An 18,818-nucleotide genomic window follows, 5' to 3' on the forward strand; every position below is an offset into this window, starting at 1 on the left:
TAGGGGTCAGTTCTGATTCAGCGAAATAAAGGGCGGGTGTTAGCTGCGCAAGGTGCCGCCCGTCGCCTTGGTGACCTTTTCGATGATCTTGGCACCGACCGCTTCAATATCGGTTTCGGTCAAGGTCTTGTCGCGGGGCTGCAAGCGGACGCTGATGGCCAGGGATTTCTTGCCCGCGCCCATCTGCGCCTCGGCCTTGTCGCCTGTGAATTCATCAAAAACATGGACCCCTGCGATCAGGGCCTTGTCAGCACCGGCAGCGGCATTGACCAGGGTCAGCGCCTCGATATCGTGATCGACGACAAAGGCGAAGTCCCGTTCGACCATTTGTAGATCTGGCAGGTCCAGAACGCTGCGCGCGGCGCCTTTGGATTTCGGCTGTGGCACGGCATCGAGAAACAGGGTGAAGCCCACAGCCGGGCCTTTCACATCCATCTCGCGCAGGACCTTTGGGTGGATCTCGCCAAAGATGCCCAGGACGTTTTTGGGGCCCAGGCACAGCTTGCCGGACCGCCCGGGATGCCACCAATCCTGCACGCCGCGCAGGATCTGCATTTTCGCTGGCGCACCGATGGCGGCCAGCGTCGCCTCGGCATCGGCCTTGGCGTCATACACATCCACCGCGCGGCGGGCGCCGTGGACATCACGCGGTCCGGTTTGGCCCACCAGCAGGCCCGAGGCGAGGATATGCTGCTCATCCGGCTCGCCGCCATGGAAGGCCGCGCCAATTTCGAACAATGCAAGATCAGCAAAACCGCGGGCCTGGTTGCGCGCGGCCGCCTGCAGCAGACCAGGCAGCAGGGCGGGCCTGAGATGGCTCATCTCCGAACTGATCGGGTTTTCCAACTCGGTCGCCCGCTCCCCACCGGCGAACAAGGCCGCGGCCTTGCGGGCAATGAAGCTGTAGGTCACGCATTCATTATACCCCAGCGCCGCGATGGTCCGCCGCGCATTGGCCTGGCGCCGTTGGATCGTGGTGAGGATCGGCTTGGGCACGCCGGAGGCTGCGCGCGGCATCGGGCGGCCCTGCAACTTGGTAAGCGACGCGATGCGGGCCACTTCTTCAACCAGATCCGCCTCGCCCCGCACATCGGGCCGCCACGACGGCACATGGGCTATGTCGCCGTCCATCCGGAACCCCAGCGCCTTCAGACTGGCGCGTTGTGTGGCCTCGGGGATCTCCATCCCGACCAGGCTTTCGACGCGCTTGGCGTCCAGCTTGTAGGCGCGGTCCGTATCCGGCATCTGGCCAGCCACAACGATTTCAGACGCCTCACCACCACATAGATCAAGGATCATGCAGGTGGCATGTTCGATGCCAACCGGGGTCCAAGACGGGTCGATCCCGCGCTCAAACCGATAGCGGGCATCGGAATTGATCTTGAGCGCGCGGCCCGTATAGGCCGTGCGGATCGGATCGAAGTAAGCGGCCTCCAGAAAGACATTGACCGTCTCATCGGTGCAGCCCGTGGGCAGCCCCCCCATAACGCCGCCTATGGATTCGACGCCCGCCTCGTCCGAGATCAGGGTCATCCCTGCTTCAAACATGTACTCCTTTTCATCCAGGCCCGTCAGGGTCTCACCCCCCGCAGCCTTGTGGACGCGCAGATCGCCTTGCACCTTGTCGGCGTCAAAGACATGTAGGGGCCGGTTGCGGTCAAAGGTAAAGAAGTTGGTGATATCCACCAGGGTCGAGATCGGGCGCAATCCGATGGCACGCAAAATATCCTGCAGCCAATCCGGGGAGGAGCCATTTTTCACGCCGCGAATGACCCGACCATAGAAAACCGGGCATTGGTCCAACGTATCCGCGTCAATGCTGACGCTGATGGGACAGGGGAACGTGCCCGCGACCGGGTCAGCGTCACGCGGTTTCAGCACCCCAAGGCCACGGGCCGCCAAATCGCGGGCAATGCCGCGCACGCCCAGGGCATCGGGGCGGTTCGGGGTGATCGCAATCTCGATCACCGGATCGACCTTGGCCGGATCGTGTTGGGCCAGCCAGTCGGTGAACTTTTGGCCAACCTCGCCGGAGGGCAGTTCGATGATCCCGTCATGCTCGTCTGACAGTTCCATCTCCCGCTCCGAGCACATCATGCCGAAACTGTCGACGCCGCGGATCTTGCCCACACCAATCGTCGTGTCGATCCCGGGCACATAGGTGCCGGGTTTGGCGATGACAACCGTGATCCCGGCCCGCGCATTCGGCGCGCCGCAGATGATCTGCGTTACACCCGCATCCGTCTCAACCTGACATACGCGGAGCTTGTCTGCGTCCGGATGCTTTTCCGCTGTCTGCACCTTGCCGATGGTAAAGGCCGCCAACCGCTCGCCCGGATTTTCGACGCCTTCGACCTCCAGCCCCAGATCGGTCAGGGCATACAGAATGTCGTCAAGCGTGGCTTCCGTCTCCAAATGATCCTTCAGCCAGGACAAGGTGAATTTCATGGCGCGCTGGCCTCCCTCAGATTGCGCGCTGTGCTTAGCGCATCACCTGGCGGGCGGAAAGTGCTGTCAGTACCCGTGGAAGATACCAGTTTAGGCAAAATTACGGCCAAACCGCGATTTGTTGACTCGTCGCCTAATTCAGTCAGGTTGACGTTTGTCAAGGGCTTAGGGGGTGCCATCCTTGTTTTCGGCTGAATGATGCCTTATTAACAAATTGGTAACCAGTTCGCGACGATTCTGCATTTTCCTTTGGGAGTTCACCCCATGACTTTTTTCAGCAATCTGTTCTACGGTTTCGGTCGACCGGTTGTGTTGGCCCTGGCATTGATCATTGGCCTCGGCATGATCTCGGATGACAGTCAGTCCGGGTTGCGTGGTGCCGATGGCTTCGCCTGCCGGGGTATGACGAACAACCCTGATATCAACCGGGCTCTCTGCCGTTTAAATCCCGCACGGATCTGGAATACCCCAATTGCGGAGCTTATATCGGGCCTAGGCGGTTGAGGTTGTTTTTGGGCCGAAATTAGTAGTCTCAAACAATCTCGACAGTTAAATATTGATTGTCCCTAAAATTGCCTAAATTGCCAACTAATTGTTCTTTGTTGGGCGATTGGGGGCAATTCTCATGTCATTATTCGAGGGGCCAGGATCGGGTACGATCACGCTCTTGGCGGCCATCGTCATAGGCGTGGCCACCGTAGGTGTCTCTGTGTCTGACAGCGTGGTGTCGCAAGCCGGCCCAAAACGGATCGAGATGAATTCGGCCACCAAGAAAACCTGTGCCAATCCCGGTCAGCGGATCGCGCAATATATTTGTTCGTTCTCCGCCAAGCCAACCTATGGGCGCAAGATCGTCATCGGCGACTAAAGGTACTGAACAGCCTGGATTTATCGGTTCAGACCGGCATGCAATGTGGGCGTGTCCAGGGCCGAAAAGCCGAAATGGCGCAGCCAACGCAGGTCTGACTCGAAGAAAGCGCGCAGATCCGGCATCCCGTATTTCAGCATCGCAATCCGGTCGATCCCCATGCCAAACGCGAAACCCTGCCACTCGGCCGGGTCGATCCCGCCCGCTTCCAACACTTTGGGATGCACCATGCCGGAACCCAGGATCTCAAGCCAATCATCCCCCTCGCCCAGCTTGAGCGTACCGCCTTCCCAGGAACAACGAATATCAACCTCCGCCGATGGCTCCGTGAACGGAAAATGCGAGGCGCGAAACCGCAGTTCGATCCCGTCCAGGCCGAAAAAGGCGCGGCAAAACTCTTCGAGCACCCATTTCAGGTTGGCCATACTGATATCGCGATCCAGCGCCAGCCCCTCAATCTGGTGAAACATCGGCGTATGGGTCAGGTCATAATCACTGCGATACACACGACCCGGGCAGATGATCCGCAACGGCGCGCCATGTTCCTGCATCGACCGGATCTGCACCGGCGATGTATGGGTCCGCAACACATGGGGCGGGCGATTGTCGCCCTCCGCCCGCGCCATATAGAACGTGTCCATCTCCGCCCGCGCCGGATGGTGGCCCGGAATGTTAAGCGCGTCGAAATTGTACCAATCGCTTTCGACCTGCGGCCCCTCGGCCACGGCAAAACCCATATCGGCAAAAATCGCGGTCACTTCCTCGGTCACCTGGCTGATCGGGTGGATCGTGCCCTGCCCGCGCCCGCGTCCGGGCAGCGTCACATCCAGCCATTCGTCCTTGAGCCGCGCATCCAAAGCGGCATCAGCCAAGGCGGATTTCTTGGCCGTCAAAGCCGAATTGATCTCATCCTTCAGGGCGTTCAACGCAGGGCCTGCCACCTGCCGCTCCTCGGGCGTCATCTTGCCCAGCTCGCGCATCTTCAGGCTAACCTCGCCCTTCTTGCCCACGGCCTGCACGCGCAGATCTTCCAGCGCGGCCTCATCGGCGGCTCCGGCAATCGCGGTGATGTATTTGTCGCGCAGGTCATCCATGGCGCAGCCCCCTGTCTCACTATCGCGCGGGTCCTAGCCTGTTCCCCCGGCACGGGCAAGGATCACGATGACGTCAGGCACCTGCACAGTCCCGCGCAAACTGCCGGCCACCCCTCGACATTCTCCAATCTCTCACGATAGCGAAAGCCAATCATTGACCAAACCCGAGCTTTCGACGTGCCCATTGCCAAGATCCTCGCCGCCCTTTTTCTGACCGTCACTCTGGCCGCCTGCGGAGGGACACCACAGGTCGCCACCCAGACCGAGATTGCAGAGCTGGCCCGTGGTATCCGCGCCCTGGGCCCCGATGTCGACCCGGTCGAGGCTGAGCGCGCGGCCCAGATCACCTACAGCTATACCCGCCAATTGGCGATCCAGTACCAGATCACCGATCCGCCGCTGGTCCATAACACCAAGGTCAATCTTGGCTTCAAGCCGCGCGGCCTGTGTTGGCACTGGGCCGAAGATATCGAACGCCGCCTGAAACAGGAGGGGTTCAAAACCCTCACCATGCACCGCGCCATCGCCAATGCCGATAATCAATGGCGGATCGACCACAGCACGGCGATCATCAGCGCGCGCGGCGATGACATGTATGATGGCATCGTGCTTGACCCCTGGCGCAAAGGCGGCGTCCTGTTTTGGGACGAACTGCGCGACGACACCCGCTACAAGTGGCGGCCCCGCGCCGTGGTTCTGGCCGAAAAGCGCGGCAAACGTGAAGAAGAGGGCGGCCTGCCCGCGGCGGCATTCGAATAGCACAAGGGGCCCGCCCCATAGGATCAATCACGGCGCTCAGATGATCGCGGCGGAAAAACCGCCACCAGGCCAGCCGCCGCGATGAGGCCCATGCCGATCAAGGCGGTCACATCCGGGATCTCTGCAAAAAACAGCCGCCCCCAGGCAAGGCTGAACCCCAGATAGGCGTAATCAAAGGCCGCAATCGTGGCAGGCGGGCCGTTCTGATAGGCGACCGCCGCGCCAACACTTCCAATCAGCAACAGCACGGCCAGCGCCGCAACGGTGGCGATCAGGCCGGGATCCACAGATTGCCATGGACCAAGCAAGACCGACCCGTCCCGCCCCGCAACCGACGCAAGCGCGGCGCCGCCAAGGATGAACGCCACGTTCAAGGCCAGGGCGAGCGAAAACGGGTCCTCCCCTCGGCATTTCGCCGATGTCAGAACCATCGCTGAAGCATAGAGCATCGCCGCCAGAACAGGCAGCAGCGTGTGCGCGTCAAACCCGGACGCGTCGGGCCGGATGATCAGCACAACACCGATAAACCCGCTGGCAGAGGCGGCCAGGGCCAACATGGGCGGCCATTGCCGCGCAACCAAGGCAGACAACACGACAATGAAAACCGGCCCTGTGTAATAGGCCGCCGCGGCCACCGGCAGGGGCATCCTCGACAGGGCCGCGTAATAGCTCAGCCACATGGCGACCAACAGCGCGCTGCGCAGCACAACCCATCCGGGTGCGGTTAACCGCACCATCCCACGCCTGCGCGCCAGCCACCAAAGCAGCGGGATCGTCAGGGCTGATCGCAGGATGAACATCTGCCAAAGCGGCAGCGACAGGCCCGTCCCCTTGATCAGCGCATCGCCAAGGGACAAGGCGCACACCGATGCGAGTATCGCGGCTATGGCATATCCGGTTTGGCGGCGTTTGGTTTGGGGCATCTTGCGATCTCGATGTCTTGCTTTCGGTCGGCAGCCCGTTCAAATCATGTATTGTGACGTTCTAAAAAAGAGTTCTGGGCAGTTTTGCATGAGGCCAAGTTATGGATAGTCCAACCCTGCCCCCGCTCTCTCGCCTCAAACCGTTCGAGGCTGCGGCCCGCCATGAAAGCTTTTCCCGGGCCGCTGCCGAACTTGGCATGACCCAGACGGCAATCAGCAAACAGATCGCACTGCTGGAACACGAGTTGGGGACCGCGCTGTTCGAACGGCGCAACCGTGCGGTGTTTTTAACCGATGCCGGGCGCCGCCTTGGCCGTGTCGTCAGTGCCGCCTTGGCCGAGATTGTAGCAGAAGTCGCCCGTCTCAGCGGGCAACGGCGCGCCGGTGAAGTGATCCTGCATTGCCAGCTTTGCGAGGCCTTTTACTGGCTGATGCCACGGCTCGCCCGGTTTCACGGGCGGCATCCGGATGTCGAACTTCGCGTCATCAGCACTCTCAAACCGTTGACCGAAACCACGGAACAGTTTGACGTCGCGATCCAGACAACCGGCCGCCCATCTGGAACAGCTCGGCTGGTGGGCACGGCAAGCGATGACATCTTCCCGGTCTGCGCCCCGTCCCTGATCCAGGGTCACGCATGGCCGCTCCCGGTGACAGACCTCGCAGCCTTTCCGCTGTTGTCACACATGGTCGTGCCGCAGGATTGGATGGAATGGCAGGATTGGTTCATAGCCGTCGGGGCGGTGCTGCCCCCCGCCCATCCACGCCTTGTTGCCATGGACAGTTACCCACTGGCCCTGCAGGCCGCTGTGGCGGGGCAAGGCATCGCGCTGGGATGGCAACGCACGACCGAGGGGATGATCGCCGAAGAGAAACTCATACGCCCCTGTGCCGAATACGTGTCACGACCGACCGAGCTTTCGATCTATCGCAGCACAGCCCGCGACCGGCATCCCGACACAGAAAAGCTCCTTAGCTGGATTTCGGATGAGCTTTCGGCCTGACAGATCTCCGTATAAGCCGTTTGAAAGACCCAGCGATGGTTGCCGTTCGAGCAGCGAACTGATCGGCAAAGGATGAACGCCACCTAACCAGATCGCGCGCCAAATGCTGCGCTGCGATATGCATGGTTTCTGTATCGAATATGCATGCTTTGTGCATCGCAGTTTCGGCGCAAATTCAACACCTTGCACGACGATCTGGGCGACCGCGCTCACTGAGCCATAGACCGATCACTACGCAACAAAAAACGCGCCCTCACAATGGGGCGCGTTAATGCTCTCGCAACTGTGGAAGCGGTCAGACCAAAGCGGCCTTCGCCTTATCCACGATGCTGTTGAACGCGTCGGGTTCGTGAACCGCCAAATCGGCCAGAACCTTGCGGTCAACCTCGATCCCGGCGAGGGACAGACCGTTGATGAAGCGCGAATAGGTCAGGCTCTCATCATGGGCGCGCACCCCGGCATTGATCCGCTGGATCCACAGCGCGCGGAACTGGCGCTTGCGGTTCTTACGGTCGCGGGTTGCGTATTGATTCGCCTTATCAACGGCTTGGGTTGCGGTCTTGAAGTTCGTGGACCGGCGACCGTAATAGCCCTTGGCGGCGTTGATGATCTTCTTGTGGCGTGCGTGTGTGACGGTTCCGCCTTTAACTCTCGACATCTATCACTCCTCCTTCAGCGGGCATAGGGCATGAAGCCCTTGACGATTTTTTCGTCGGCGGCGCACAGGGTCGTGGTGCCGCGCGCGTTACGGAGGAATTTGTTGGTGCGTTTGATCATGCCGTGGCGTTTGCCCGCCTGGGCGGCCTTCACGCGGCCCGATGCCGTCACTTTAAAGCGCTTCTTGGCGCTCGATTTCGTCTTCATCTTGGGCATTTTCGTCTCCTTGGCTTGGACGTTCAGCGCGGTGAAAGGCATGCCACTTGGCCCACCCGCGTGGTTAGAGAGCCGTTGATTACGGCCCCAAACCCTTTTACGCAAGAGAAAAAATCGCCCTCAGTTGATCCCGCCGCTTAGCACCCGAATGATAATGCCCGGCGCTTCTGCCACGCTGTATCCTGTGGGGCTGTTGGTGGCGGCATAGCCAAAACTGCCAGCGGAAATCAGGAATAACAGGGCCGCGCCGCGCACACCACGGCCATGGGTGAACGAGCTAAGCAACGTGGGGATCGCGGCCGCACCGCTAAACACACCGATGACGAACAGCAGATCGGGATCCAGGTCCAAGTCCATAATGCCAATGTCCTCTCTGCCCCCGGCGATGACATTACTCTGGATCGGCGCTGAAAATCAACCTTTCCTCGCATGGGGCGACCCGCAGGATATTGGTTGTTCCCGGGACGTTAAAGGGCACACCTGCGGTTACCACGATCTGATCCTGGGGGGTGGCAAAGCCGCTATTGCCGGCAACCCGAACCGCATTCACCACAGCCATCTTGAACCGGTCGACCTCCTCCGTCAGGAAACAGTTGGTCCCCCAATGCAGGCTCATCCGCCGCGCCGTGCCCATCAGAGGGGTCAGCGCCAGGATTGGCACACGGGGCCGTTCACGGGAGACTTTGGTGGCGGTCGTGCCCGAATGGGTGAAACAACAGATCGCCTTGATATCCGTGCTTTCCGCGATCTCCCGGGCGGCGGCTACGATCCCATCAGACACGCTTTCACGATGGGCTGACCGGCTTGCTTCGATCACGGCGCGGTAGGTGGCGTCGCTTTCCACTTCGACGGCCACGGCGTTCATCGTCGCCACAGCTTCGATTGGATAGGCACCGGCGGCACTTTCCGCACTCAGCATGATCGCGTCGGTGCCTTCATAGATGGCGGTGGCCACGTCTGACACTTCGGCACGCGTAGGCACCGGGCTTTCAATCATGCTTTCCAGCATCTGGGTCGCGACGATCACGGGCTTGGCCGCCGCCCTGGCCCCCCGGATCAAACGTTTCTGAATCGGGGGCAGTTTTTGCACAGGCAGTTCCACACCCAGATCACCCCGGGCCACCATGATCCCGTCAGACGCTTCAAGGATCTCCTTATACGCCTCAACCGCGGCAGGCTTTTCGATCTTTGACATGATCGCCGCGCGGCCGCGGGCCAGCGTCTTGCCTTCTTCCACATCCGCCGCGCGCTGGACAAAGGACAGGGCCAGCCAGTCCACGCCCAACTCGCAAACAAATTCCAAATCCGCGCGATCCTTGTCCGACAAGGCTGCCAGCGGCAACACAACGTCGGGCACGTTGACGCCCTTGCGGTCCGAGATTGTGCCACCGGCAATCACTGTGCAATCGGCATGACCGTCGCTGCAATCGGTCACCTTTAGCTGGATTTTGCCGTCATTGACCAAAAGGGTCGCACCCGGTTTCAGGGCGGCGAAAATCTCGGGATGTGGCAGGGTGACCCGCGCGCCATCGCCGGGCTTGTCCTCCAGATCCATGCGAAAGCTTTCTCCTTCAACCAGGTCCTGCGGGCCACCGGCAAAGGTGCCGACGCGCAGCTTTGGTCCCTGAAGGTCGGCCAGGATGCAAATGGGGCGCCCGGTATCGGCCTCCACCTTGCGGATGATCGCGTGGCGTGCGGCCACATCCTCATGGGTGCCGTGGCTCATATTCAGGCGAAACACATCGACGCCGGTATCGAACAACGCCCGGATTGTGTCGTGATCGCTAGATGCCGGTCCCAACGTGGCGACGATTTTTACGTTGCGCATACGTCTCATGGTGTGCCCCCTGTCCTCTTTCGTTTCTGCCTGTTAGCGCTAAAGATGCAGGGTCACAACCGGACCCGGACCGCACCACGAGCGTTCGACATGGTATATCGAGGTAACAGGACCATGACCTACACACCCTACCGCGTCCATGGGCAGAACCGTCAAAGCCCCTGGTTGATCAGCTGTGATCACGCCACCAATACGGTGCCAGATGACGTCAATGGCGGCACATTGGGCCTGCCCGAGGCAGAGATGAAACGCCATATCGCCTTTGATCCCGGCGCAGCCGGACTTGCCTTGACCCTGGCCGATGCGTTGGGTGCACCTGCAATCCTGTCGAATTTCTCACGCCTGGTGATCGATCCAAACCGCGGGCTGGATGACCCCACACTGGTGATGAAGCTTTACGACGGTACGATCATCCCGGCGAATCGATCCGCAGACGCGGCAGAGATCTGCAGGCGGCAAATCCTGTGCTACGATCCGTACCACGCTGCCTTGGGTGATCTGGCCGCGCGGCCCGGCATGATCCTGGTATCCGTCCACTCCTTTACACCGCAGTTGAACGAGCATGCCCCCCGCCCGTGGGAGGTGGGGGTTCTCTCTGCCGGGGATCGACGTTTGGCCGGCCCGCTGATTGCGGCACTCGCCGCCCAGGGCGGCCCGCCCGTGGGGGACAATCAGCCCTATGCCGGACATCTGCCCGGGGATGCGGTGGACCGCCACGCCCTGCGCTTTGGCCGGCCCAATGTCCTGTTGGAACTGCGGCAAGACGTGATCGCGACCGCCACCCAGCAGGCCGATTGGGCCGCGCGATTGGCCCCCTTGCTTGACGCGGCCCGGGTGACGGCCCAGCTATGACAGATCACCATTTGGGGGAATATGACATGGATGACCAAACCCGGATCGAACTTGAGGCCGCCGCGTTTCGCTGCCTGCGCGATCACCTGGCGGACCGCACGGATGTGCAGAACATCGACATGATGAACCTGACCGGATTTTGCCGCAACTGCCTGAGCCGTTGGTATCAGGAAGCCGCCAATGACCGCGGGATCGAAATGTCAAAGGAGGACGGACGCGCCGCGTTCTACGGTATGCCCTTTGCCGAATGGAAGGCCAAGCACCAGACAGAGGCGTCACCGGCCCAGCAGGCCGCCTTTACCGACAGTCACAACACGTAAGGGTGTATCAATCCGTGCGGTGACCGCGCGCCAGGATCCTCGCTTGTTCCACCCAGCTCGCACTGCTTTCGGTCAGGTCCAGCTTGGTGTCGATCCAAGCGATCACGGCGGCATCCCATCCCGCGATCTGATCGTGGTGATAAATGCCCAGACCACGGCAAGCCTGTTCCAGATCCGTGTCGATGCCGCGGATCAGCGTCAGATCATCGGGGGTGCCATCTCGTGCCTGAGTCAAGCACTCTGGTGCGCGCGGCATCGCCGGTGATGGCGCAGCTTGCGGCACGGGGCTGGGCGCCGGGACCGCCCCTGAAGTGAAGGCCAATTGCCCGCGCAACCCGTCCAGTTCCACTTCCAGCGCCCGAACGCGCATGTCCTTTCGGCCCAAATCCGCCTTTGCCCGGTCCAGCTTTGCACCAATCTCGACCAACCGGGTTTTGGCCGCCTCCGCCTCGGCCGCGCGGGCCTGATCCAACGCGCGGTCCGGGGACGGGTCCGGACGGCTCCCCCAGATGATCCAGCCACTGATCAAGCCGATGATCCCGGCCAAAACCAGCAACGTCCAGATCTCCAGCAAAAGAAGGCCCCATCCCTCGAACATCACCTGCGCCTACCGGGCGAACGGGGCGATGGGCGCCGGTGTCACGGTGATGGCGGGGTGCCACCGCGGCGGAACATGGGCCAAGGCATCGCGCAGCTTCATGTCCTGATCCGGCGTGGCGACTGTACCGGAAACGGTCAAGCGATCGCCAGACAGCCGCACGACCCCATCGCGCAGGTGTGGCAACGCCGATTTGACGGCCTCCACGGCGACGGGCCATTCGGTTAGCGCGTCCCCGATCCGCGCGATCTGTACCGCACCGTCTGCCGGGCCGATCACCCCCGCCGCACTGGCTGGCACCTTGCCGCGTAAGCTGACAATGCCGCGCGTGACCTCGGCATGGAGGGCGAACGGCAAGCCATCATCGGCCAGCGTTATCTCGGCCATCACGGCAAAATCCTGTGGAATACGGGCCAGCAGGGCCTGCGCCCGGTCGGAATGGTCAGGGATCTGGGCGAGGCCCTTCAGGATCACCTGACTGGCACGGATCTCAACCTGTCCGTCCTCCAAGGCGGCCAGGGCCGACACGCCAAACCGCACGGCATCGCGCCAGACCTGCTGATCAGGCCCGGTAAAGGAATGGATCACATTCTCCGCCTGCCCGCCCTCCGGCAGCCACGTGGCCAGGTCGCGCCGCGACACCGCCGCAGGCACCTTGCCCGCCACGCGCATCTCACCCGCCTGTTTCGAAAGACTCAAAAAAAAAGGCCGCCCATCGTCTTCGATCTCAAGGTTCAGTACCGCAAGAAACCCCTCCGGCAGAACGGCAAGCTCAGCCTCGGCCCGCGCGATATCTTCCGGCGTGGTGGCAAATCCAACCAACGACAGCTTTCCACCGGTCAGATCCAACTGCCCGCGCGACAAATAAGACAAGGCCCGCAATGCACTGACCAAAGCGCTGGCCCAGTCCCCGCTCTGGTCGGAAATGGCCGCAATCGCGGGCGGTGTTCCCGCCAGCGCCCGGTTCAGGGTCTGCGCCACCCGCGCGGGACGCACGCCCTGGGGAAGCTTGCCGCCTTGCCAAACCGCACCAGCGGGCGTCACAGCGATGCGCGCGGCAAATGGCGTGCCATCATCCAACACGTCGATCTGGGCCGTGGCGACATAACCGTAAGGCAAAGCTGCCAGGACAGCCTGCGCCGCATGAACCTCCACCGGTGTGCGGGCAGTGCCTTCCACTGTGATGGTTCGGTCCGACATCTCGAACCGACCGGCCTCCAGATGCGCAAGCGCCGCGTGGCAATCCAGTACCGCCTGTTCCCAGTCGCCTTGCGGCGCACCGGCGGCCAGGGTCAAAGCGCCCGATTGTGCCAGACCGATCTGGTGGGCAATGCGCCGGCGCGCCGGTTCCGTAGGAACATGCCCCTGCCAGGTGATCCCCACCGCTGTCTTGGTGGCCGCGATGGTGAACGGATCCGCCGTGGGCACAACCACCAGATCGGCCGAGGTCTGCCGATGGCCGGGCAAATCGGCCAATGCCTGCAGGATCCGCCGCTCTTCCGCCACGCCGTCGGCGATACCTGTAACCCGAATGTCGCGGCCCGTGACCTGGCCGGTCATGCCATGCACCGCGGTCAACAACACGCCATTGGCCTGCTGGGCCAACCGGTGCTGCACCACCGCCGCCTGACGAGGCCCCAGCCACAAGCCCAGTGTCAATAATCCGGCCGCAAAAACTGCAAGGCCAAGAGACATGCGTAATTCCACGGGACGTCCCGTCCTGAAAATCCTAGCCAAACCTGCACGTCAACAGGGCAGGAAGGCAAGAGGTTAACAGATCGGGTCAGGCGTCAGACAGCGACCTTGCGGCTTTCATCCAGGTAGATTTCGCGCAGCCGCTTGGCCACGGATCCTGGCACGCCATCGCCCACCGGTTCGCCGTCAATCTCAACGACCGGCATGACAAAGGTCGAAGCAGAGGTGATGAACGCCTCATCGGCCTCCTGCGCCTCGGCAATGGTAAAGCTGCGCTCCTCGACCTGCATCTGCGCCTCGCGGGCAAAACGCAAAACAGCGGCGCGGGTGATCCCGTGCAGGATCTCGGTCCCCAGATGACGGGTGATGATCTTGCCATCCTTGACGATATAAGCGTTGTTCGATGTGCCTTCGGTGACGGCACCGTCTTCGACCATCCAGGCATCGTCACAGCCTGCCGCCTTGGCCATCATCTTGCCCATGCTCGGATAAAGCAGCTGCACCGTCTTGATGTCACGGCGGCCCCAGCGCTGATCGTCGATGCTGATCACCTTCATGCCCGTATCGGCCATCGGATTGTTCGCCAGACTTGGTTTGGACTGGGTAAACAGGATTAAGGTCGGCTTGGTATCCTTTGACGGATAAGCAAAATCCCGGTCTGTCGCCGCCCCGCGCGTGACCTGTAGATAGATCATCCCGTGGACCAGATCGTTGCGCCGCACCAGTTCGCGATGGACCCCCAACAGGTCCTCACTGCTGATCGGTTCCGCCATGTCCAGCTCACCCAGGGATCGTTTCAACCGCTTGGCATGGCCGTCGAAATCGATCAACTTGCCGTCCAACACGCTGGTCACTTCGTAAACGCCATCGGCAAACAGAAAACCGCGATCAAAGACCGACACCGTCGCCTGTTCCTCTGGCAGATACTCTCCGTTCACATAGACGGTGCGGCTCATCTCAATTCTCCCGTTCAACCCCAAAGCGCCGGTTCCGGCGGATAGACGATACTTCCGTCATAGCGTAGCGGCGTGGCACGGTCCTCTGCCAGCAAAAGAGGTGCGTCAAGATCGACCACCGCCATGCCCTGCGCAGGCAGCATCCCCGGCGCCATGGCCAATGAACTGCCGACCATGCACCCCATCATCAGGGTATAGCCCTCCGCCAAGGCGGCCTCTTTGACCGCCAGTGCTTCGGTGAGGCCGCCGGTCTTGTCCAACTTGATGTTCACCATGTCATATTTGCCCGCAACCTTGGCCAGCGAGGCGCGGTCGTGAAAGCTTTCATCGGCACAAACGGGCACGGGCCGCGCAATCTCCCGCAGCGCCTCATCCTCCGCCGCGGGCAAAGGCTGTTCGACCATGGTGACCCCCAGCCGCTGCAGATGTGGCACAAGATCGGAATAGACCTCCGCCGTCCAGCCTTCATTGGCGTCGACCACGATGGGAGGCTTGGGCGCACCGGCCCGCACCGCTTCAAGCCGCGCCAGATCATCCGGCGTGCCCAGCTTGATCTTAAGCATCGGCCGGTAAGCCTGCGCGGCGGCGGCGGCCTTCATCTGTTCCGGGCTTTCCAGCGACAGCGAATAGACCGTGGTCACGGGACCAGGTTCAGCCAGTCCTGCCAGGGCCCAGGCGGGCTTTCCAGCACGCTTGGCCTCCAGATCCCACAGGGCGCAATCAACAGCATTGCGCGCGGCACCGGGGGGCAGCATCTCTTGCAAGGCGATGCGATCAAACGGCGGCTCCAGCCCCTCGATCTGCGCGGTGACACTCTCCAGGCTCTCGCCATAGCGGGCATAAGGGACGCATTCCCCCTGACCCATATGGTCGCCATCGCGGATCCGAACGGTCAGCACCTTGGCCTCCGTCCGACTGCCCCGCGCGATGGTAAAGACCTGGGCCAGCTTAAAGCTGTCGCTTGTGACGGTCAGTTCCATCATCCCAACGCCACCAACGCATCAACCAACCGGTCCGATCCCTGGCGGAACGGATCAACCGTTGGCAGGCCCATCCGCCCCTCGATCTCTTCCAGACACGCCATCGCCGCGTCTTCCTCCAGATGCTGGGTGTTGACCGAAATCCCAACTACCTGACAGGTCGGGTTCACGACCCGCGCCATCCGCAGGGAGACGTCGCGCAGATCTTCTAGGCTCGGCAGGCTGTAATCCGGCAGGCCGCGCATATGGGTCCGCGTCGGCTCGTGGCTCAGGATCAGCGCATCGGGTTGGCCACCATGGACCAGGGCCAGCGTCACCCCGGAATAAGAGGCGTGGAACAGGCTCCCCTGCCCCTCGATCATGTCCCAGTGATCCGCGTCATTGTCAGGGGTCAGCCATTCGACGGCGCCGGCCATGAAATCCGCGACAACCGCATCCAGCGGCACACCGTCGCCGGTGATCAGGATGCCGGTCTGCCCCGTCGCCCGAAAGCTCGACTTGATCCCGCGGGCCCGGGCATCGCGGTCCATCGCCATGGCCGTATACATCTTGCCCGCCGAACAATCCGTGCCCACGGCCAGGCACCTTTTGCCTGACCGGCGCACGCCATTGGCGATCGGATACTGTACCTCCGGCACCCGCACATCATGCAGCGCGCATCCCGTGGCCTCCGCCACGGCGACCAGGTCAGCCTCATCCCGCAACAGGTTGTGCAGCCCACTGGCCAGATCAAAGCCCAGATGCATCGCTTCCCGCAACACACCCTTCCAGTTTTCAGAGATCACGCCACCCCGGTTCGCCACCCCGATGACCAGCGTCCGGGCCCCCGCCGCCTTGGCCTCTTCCAGCGTCATATCCTGCAGTTTCACATCCGCACCACAGCCCGGCAGCCGGAACTGCCCCACGGCATTCTCCGGGCGCCAATCCTTGATGCCCTGGGCGACCTTGGCCGCCAATTGGTCAGGGGCATCGCCCAAAAACAGCAGATAAGGTGTTTTTATCATGGTGAAACTTTCAGTTGAGGCAAGGTCTTCACCCAGCGTCAGGGTCGGATCGCGCGCACCCTAGCCAGCCTATTCCCGGGCCATAGGGCCAGTTGCACGATATGTCTTAAGCCAGAGCGGGATCCGGCTAAACCCGCCCCCTGCCTTGCAAAACCCCATCGCTAAGCAGCCAGCCCCTGGCGGCCCATGCTCAGGAACTTGGTCCGGCGTTCTTCAACCAACTGCGCGCGGTCCTTGCCCTCCAACTCCCCAAGCATCGCCGAAATGCCGCGCCCCACACGGGCGATGACCTCGTCCCGGTGCCGCTGCGCACCACCCACGGGCTCACTCACGATCAGGTCGATGATGCCCAGATTGCGCAGGTCATCCGCAGTCAACCGCAACGCCTCCGCCGCCTCGCGCATCTTTTCGGCATCCTTCCACAGGATCGACGCACAACCCTCGGGGCTGATCACCGAATAAACCGAATGTTCCAGCATCGCCAACCGGTTGCCCGTCGCCAGGGCCACGGCCCCACCAGAGCCACCTTCGCCAATGATCACACTCACCAGGGGCACGCCGATCTGTAAACAAGTCTCTGTCGACCGCGCGATCGCCTCCGATTGTCCGCGCTCCTCTGCGCCCTTGCCCGGATAGGCGCCGGGCGTGTCGACCAGGGTGATCACAGGCAGGTTGAACTTGTCGGCCATCTCCATCAGGCGGATCGCCTTGCGGTAACCCTCGGGCCGGGCCATGCCGAAATTGCGCATCAGCCGCGTATTGGTGTCATTGCCCTTCTCGTGGCCAATCACGACGACAGGGCGGTCATTGAACCGCGCAAGCCCCCCCATGATCGCCAGATCCTCCCCAAAGGCGCGATCACCCGCAAGCGGCATGTATTCGGTAAACAATGCCTCGATGTAATCAGACGTATGGGGCCGGTCCGGGTGTCGTGCCACCAGACATTTCCGCCACGGGCTCAGCCCATCATACAGATCCGCCAGCAGCTCCACCGCCTTCACATCCAACGCGGCGGCCTCATCCGTGACGTCCATCTCTTCATTTGACCGCGCCATGGCGCGCAATTCTTCCGCCTTGCCCTCGATCTCGGCCAGGGGTTTTTCAAAATCCAGATAGTTCATCGGCTGCCTTCCGCATTTTCATCCTATATGCCCACGGGCCTGATGCAGCGCAATGGGCCGCATCTAGGGAACCGGCCCGGCACTGCGCGCCCGCCCCCCGATGAGAATGGCCGGAAAAGAGGAGCGGTCTGCAAGGACGTAAATCCCCCCGGTCAGGCCATAAACGGCCGCAATCAACAGCAACAATTCCCACCCCCAGGGCCAGGGCACCTGCGCCAAAACGGCCAAGGTGATCAGCGTGATCGGAAAATGCAGCACATAAATCGGAAAGGTCGCCCGGCCCAGCGTGGTCAAGGCCCGGCCCGGACGGTTCAGATATCGCGCCGCCATCCCCAACGCCGTCAGCGACAGGCACCAGGCATTCACGCCCTTAACGGTGGCAGAGATCACGGGAACCGCACCATAGGCCGGTGCCAGACCCGCCGCTGCCCAGCCCCCTTCGGACAACGCGATGCCAAGCGCCGTGTTGCTGGCCAGGTATGTGACCAGGATACCCACATCGATGGCAAACCCGACCAATCCCGCCACAAGCAGCGCCCACCACCAGCGCGCCAGCCAGGCCAACACCGCCCCGTGCTGCGCGCCGATCAGGAACCCACTGGCAAAGATCCCCAGATACCAGGGAAACTGATACCCATCCCCCGCGATCGCGCTGGCATAGGGTTTGAATGCGACGGCAATCAGCGTCACGATACCGACAAGGGCCGCCACCATCAGAGGCGGCGACAGGTCCAACCGCTCCAACCGCGCCCGCAGGGCAAAAAGCGGCCAGCAGAGTATGGTGTAAATCGTCAGGTTGACCAGAAACCAGACATGCATAACCTGCCGCGGCTCTGGTGACAGCCACCAGTCTGTCAACGTGTCGGCAAATCGCGCGGTCGGGTCGTTGGCCCAGGCAATCGCATGACCCGCGAACAGGTTCAGAACAAAGGTCGCAAACATTGCGGGCAGCACCAAATTCAGCACGCGCCGCCCGATGAAGCGCGCACCAAACCCGCGTGAGGTCGCGAAATACATCCCGATCCCCGCGATCAGGAACAGCGCGGGAAGCCGCCAGGTATGGCTAAAGTAAATCGCCAGCGACAACCCGTCGCCAGCCAGCCGGTCATTGGCAAAGCCATAGATCTCTGCCCCGAACGGCGCAAAGCCCACGGCGGCATGGTGCACAACCAGAATGCCAAAGAGGATGACACGCAGCCAATCCAGATCATACCGACGGGTCATCCAACCGCTCCTGCGCGAGATGGCGCAAGGGTATGCCACACCGCCGGAGGCACAATCGAAAATTCTGTCGCCGGACCACAAAAATGCAACTTCAGGGTGGATGACAGACGTTAACCCGCAACGATCTTAGACGCAGGTTACAGCGCCGAAACCGGGGATCACATGTATGGAATACATATCGATTGTGCATGGTTTCTGTATCGGTTTTTTCAGACCGTTTCAGCGCCTTAACCCGCTCTCTTCCCGAAACCCCGTTTTCCAT

General features: G+C 61.7%; 20 protein-coding genes. 6 read left to right on the forward strand and 14 right to left on the reverse strand.

Features of this window, described 5'->3' with window-relative positions; translation table 11 throughout:
• Positions 1 to 39: 39 nt before the first annotated feature.
• Positions 40 to 2,448 (reverse strand): phenylalanine--tRNA ligase subunit beta, encoded by a 2,409-nt coding sequence (gene pheT / locus IU397_RS10025; protein ID WP_204412985.1) that lies wholly within the window; start codon positions 2,446 to 2,448, stop codon positions 40 to 42.
• A gap of 264 nt (positions 2,449 to 2,712) precedes the next feature.
• Between pheT and IU397_RS10030 the strand changes: the two genes are divergently transcribed.
• Positions 2,713 to 2,952 (forward strand): hypothetical protein, encoded by a 240-nt coding sequence (locus tag IU397_RS10030; protein WP_204412987.1) that lies wholly within the window; start codon positions 2,713 to 2,715, stop codon positions 2,950 to 2,952.
• 121 nt (positions 2,953 to 3,073) lie between these two features.
• The gene (locus IU397_RS10035; RefSeq protein ID WP_204412989.1) at positions 3,074 to 3,316 is read left to right on the forward strand and encodes a hypothetical protein; all 243 of its coding nucleotides are present in this window, start codon (positions 3,074 to 3,076) and stop codon (positions 3,314 to 3,316) included.
• A 20-nt stretch (positions 3,317 to 3,336) separates the two neighbouring features.
• Here IU397_RS10035 and pheS read toward each other — a convergent pair whose 3' ends face one another.
• The gene (gene pheS, locus IU397_RS10040; protein WP_204412991.1) at positions 3,337 to 4,410 is read right to left on the reverse strand and encodes a phenylalanine--tRNA ligase subunit alpha; all 1,074 of its coding nucleotides are present in this window, start codon (positions 4,408 to 4,410) and stop codon (positions 3,337 to 3,339) included.
• Between the two features lie 183 nt (positions 4,411 to 4,593).
• On the opposite strand from pheS, the gene IU397_RS10045 reads away from it, so the two are divergent.
• Complete coding sequence (locus tag IU397_RS10045) at positions 4,594 to 5,169, forward strand: hypothetical protein (protein ID WP_204413356.1); 576 nt, start codon at positions 4,594 to 4,596, stop codon at positions 5,167 to 5,169.
• A 23-nt stretch (positions 5,170 to 5,192) separates the two neighbouring features.
• On the opposite strand, the gene IU397_RS10050 is transcribed toward IU397_RS10045, so the two are convergent.
• Positions 5,193 to 6,092 carry a DMT family transporter gene (locus IU397_RS10050; RefSeq protein WP_239479714.1) on the reverse strand — a complete coding sequence of 300 codons (900 nt, stop codon included), beginning with the start codon at positions 6,090 to 6,092 and terminating at the stop codon, positions 5,193 to 5,195.
• A 101-nt stretch (positions 6,093 to 6,193) separates the two neighbouring features.
• Between IU397_RS10050 and IU397_RS10055 the strand changes: the two genes are divergently transcribed.
• A complete protein-coding gene (locus IU397_RS10055) occupies positions 6,194 to 7,096 on the forward strand; it encodes a LysR family transcriptional regulator (protein ID WP_204412993.1) in 903 nt (300 codons plus the stop codon).
• A 295-nt stretch (positions 7,097 to 7,391) separates the two neighbouring features.
• Here the strand turns inward: IU397_RS10055 and rplT are convergent, their stop codons facing one another.
• The 4 genes from rplT to pyk form a co-directional block, all read right to left on the reverse strand.
• The gene (gene rplT / locus IU397_RS10060; RefSeq protein ID WP_204412995.1) at positions 7,392 to 7,754 is read right to left on the reverse strand and encodes a 50S ribosomal protein L20; all 363 of its coding nucleotides are present in this window, start codon (positions 7,752 to 7,754) and stop codon (positions 7,392 to 7,394) included.
• A 14-nt stretch (positions 7,755 to 7,768) separates the two neighbouring features.
• Complete coding sequence (gene rpmI / locus IU397_RS10065; RefSeq protein WP_204412997.1) at positions 7,769 to 7,969, reverse strand: 50S ribosomal protein L35; 201 nt, start codon at positions 7,967 to 7,969, stop codon at positions 7,769 to 7,771.
• 120 nt (positions 7,970 to 8,089) lie between these two features.
• The gene (locus IU397_RS10070; RefSeq protein WP_204412999.1) at positions 8,090 to 8,326 is read right to left on the reverse strand and encodes a hypothetical protein; all 237 of its coding nucleotides are present in this window, start codon (positions 8,324 to 8,326) and stop codon (positions 8,090 to 8,092) included.
• Between the two features lie 34 nt (positions 8,327 to 8,360).
• The gene (gene pyk / locus IU397_RS10075; protein ID WP_204413001.1) at positions 8,361 to 9,806 is read right to left on the reverse strand and encodes a pyruvate kinase; all 1,446 of its coding nucleotides are present in this window, start codon (positions 9,804 to 9,806) and stop codon (positions 8,361 to 8,363) included.
• A gap of 114 nt (positions 9,807 to 9,920) precedes the next feature.
• On the opposite strand from pyk, the gene IU397_RS10080 reads away from it, so the two are divergent.
• Entirely contained in the window at positions 9,921 to 10,658 is a 738-nt protein-coding gene (locus IU397_RS10080; protein ID WP_204413010.1) for an N-formylglutamate amidohydrolase, read from the forward strand.
• A 26-nt stretch (positions 10,659 to 10,684) separates the two neighbouring features.
• Entirely contained in the window at positions 10,685 to 10,978 is a 294-nt protein-coding gene (locus IU397_RS10085; RefSeq protein WP_204413012.1) for a DUF1244 domain-containing protein, read from the forward strand.
• Between the two features lie 7 nt (positions 10,979 to 10,985).
• Here the strand turns inward: IU397_RS10085 and IU397_RS10090 are convergent, their stop codons facing one another.
• From IU397_RS10090 to IU397_RS10120, 7 genes are all read right to left on the reverse strand, one after another.
• Complete coding sequence (locus tag IU397_RS10090) at positions 10,986 to 11,576, reverse strand: hypothetical protein (protein WP_204413014.1); 591 nt, start codon at positions 11,574 to 11,576, stop codon at positions 10,986 to 10,988.
• Between the two features lie 9 nt (positions 11,577 to 11,585).
• Positions 11,586 to 13,271 (reverse strand): hypothetical protein, encoded by a 1,686-nt coding sequence (locus IU397_RS10095; protein WP_204413016.1) that lies wholly within the window; start codon positions 13,269 to 13,271, stop codon positions 11,586 to 11,588.
• A 95-nt stretch (positions 13,272 to 13,366) separates the two neighbouring features.
• Positions 13,367 to 14,227, reverse strand: a complete 861-nt coding sequence (locus tag IU397_RS10100; protein WP_204413024.1) for a D-amino-acid transaminase — start codon at positions 14,225 to 14,227, stop codon at positions 13,367 to 13,369.
• A gap of 14 nt (positions 14,228 to 14,241) precedes the next feature.
• Complete coding sequence (dgcA, locus tag IU397_RS10105; protein ID WP_204413365.1) at positions 14,242 to 15,207, reverse strand: N-acetyl-D-Glu racemase DgcA; 966 nt, start codon at positions 15,205 to 15,207, stop codon at positions 14,242 to 14,244.
• Positions 15,207 to 16,211 carry an N-acetyltransferase DgcN gene (gene dgcN / locus IU397_RS10110; protein WP_204413026.1) on the reverse strand — a complete coding sequence of 335 codons (1,005 nt, stop codon included), beginning with the start codon at positions 16,209 to 16,211 and terminating at the stop codon, positions 15,207 to 15,209. The genes dgcA and dgcN overlap by 1 nt, the downstream gene beginning before the upstream one ends.
• Before the next feature lie 161 nt (positions 16,212 to 16,372).
• Positions 16,373 to 17,332 carry an acetyl-CoA carboxylase carboxyltransferase subunit alpha gene (locus IU397_RS10115; protein WP_204413028.1) on the reverse strand — a complete coding sequence of 320 codons (960 nt, stop codon included), beginning with the start codon at positions 17,330 to 17,332 and terminating at the stop codon, positions 16,373 to 16,375.
• Between the two features lie 63 nt (positions 17,333 to 17,395).
• A complete protein-coding gene (locus tag IU397_RS10120) occupies positions 17,396 to 18,556 on the reverse strand; it encodes an acyltransferase family protein (protein WP_204413030.1) in 1,161 nt (386 codons plus the stop codon).
• Between the last annotated feature and the right edge of the window lie 262 nt (positions 18,557 to 18,818).

Source organism: Actibacterium sp. 188UL27-1 (genome assembly GCF_016901225.1).
Lineage (GTDB): Bacteria > Pseudomonadota > Alphaproteobacteria > Rhodobacterales > Rhodobacteraceae > 188UL27-1.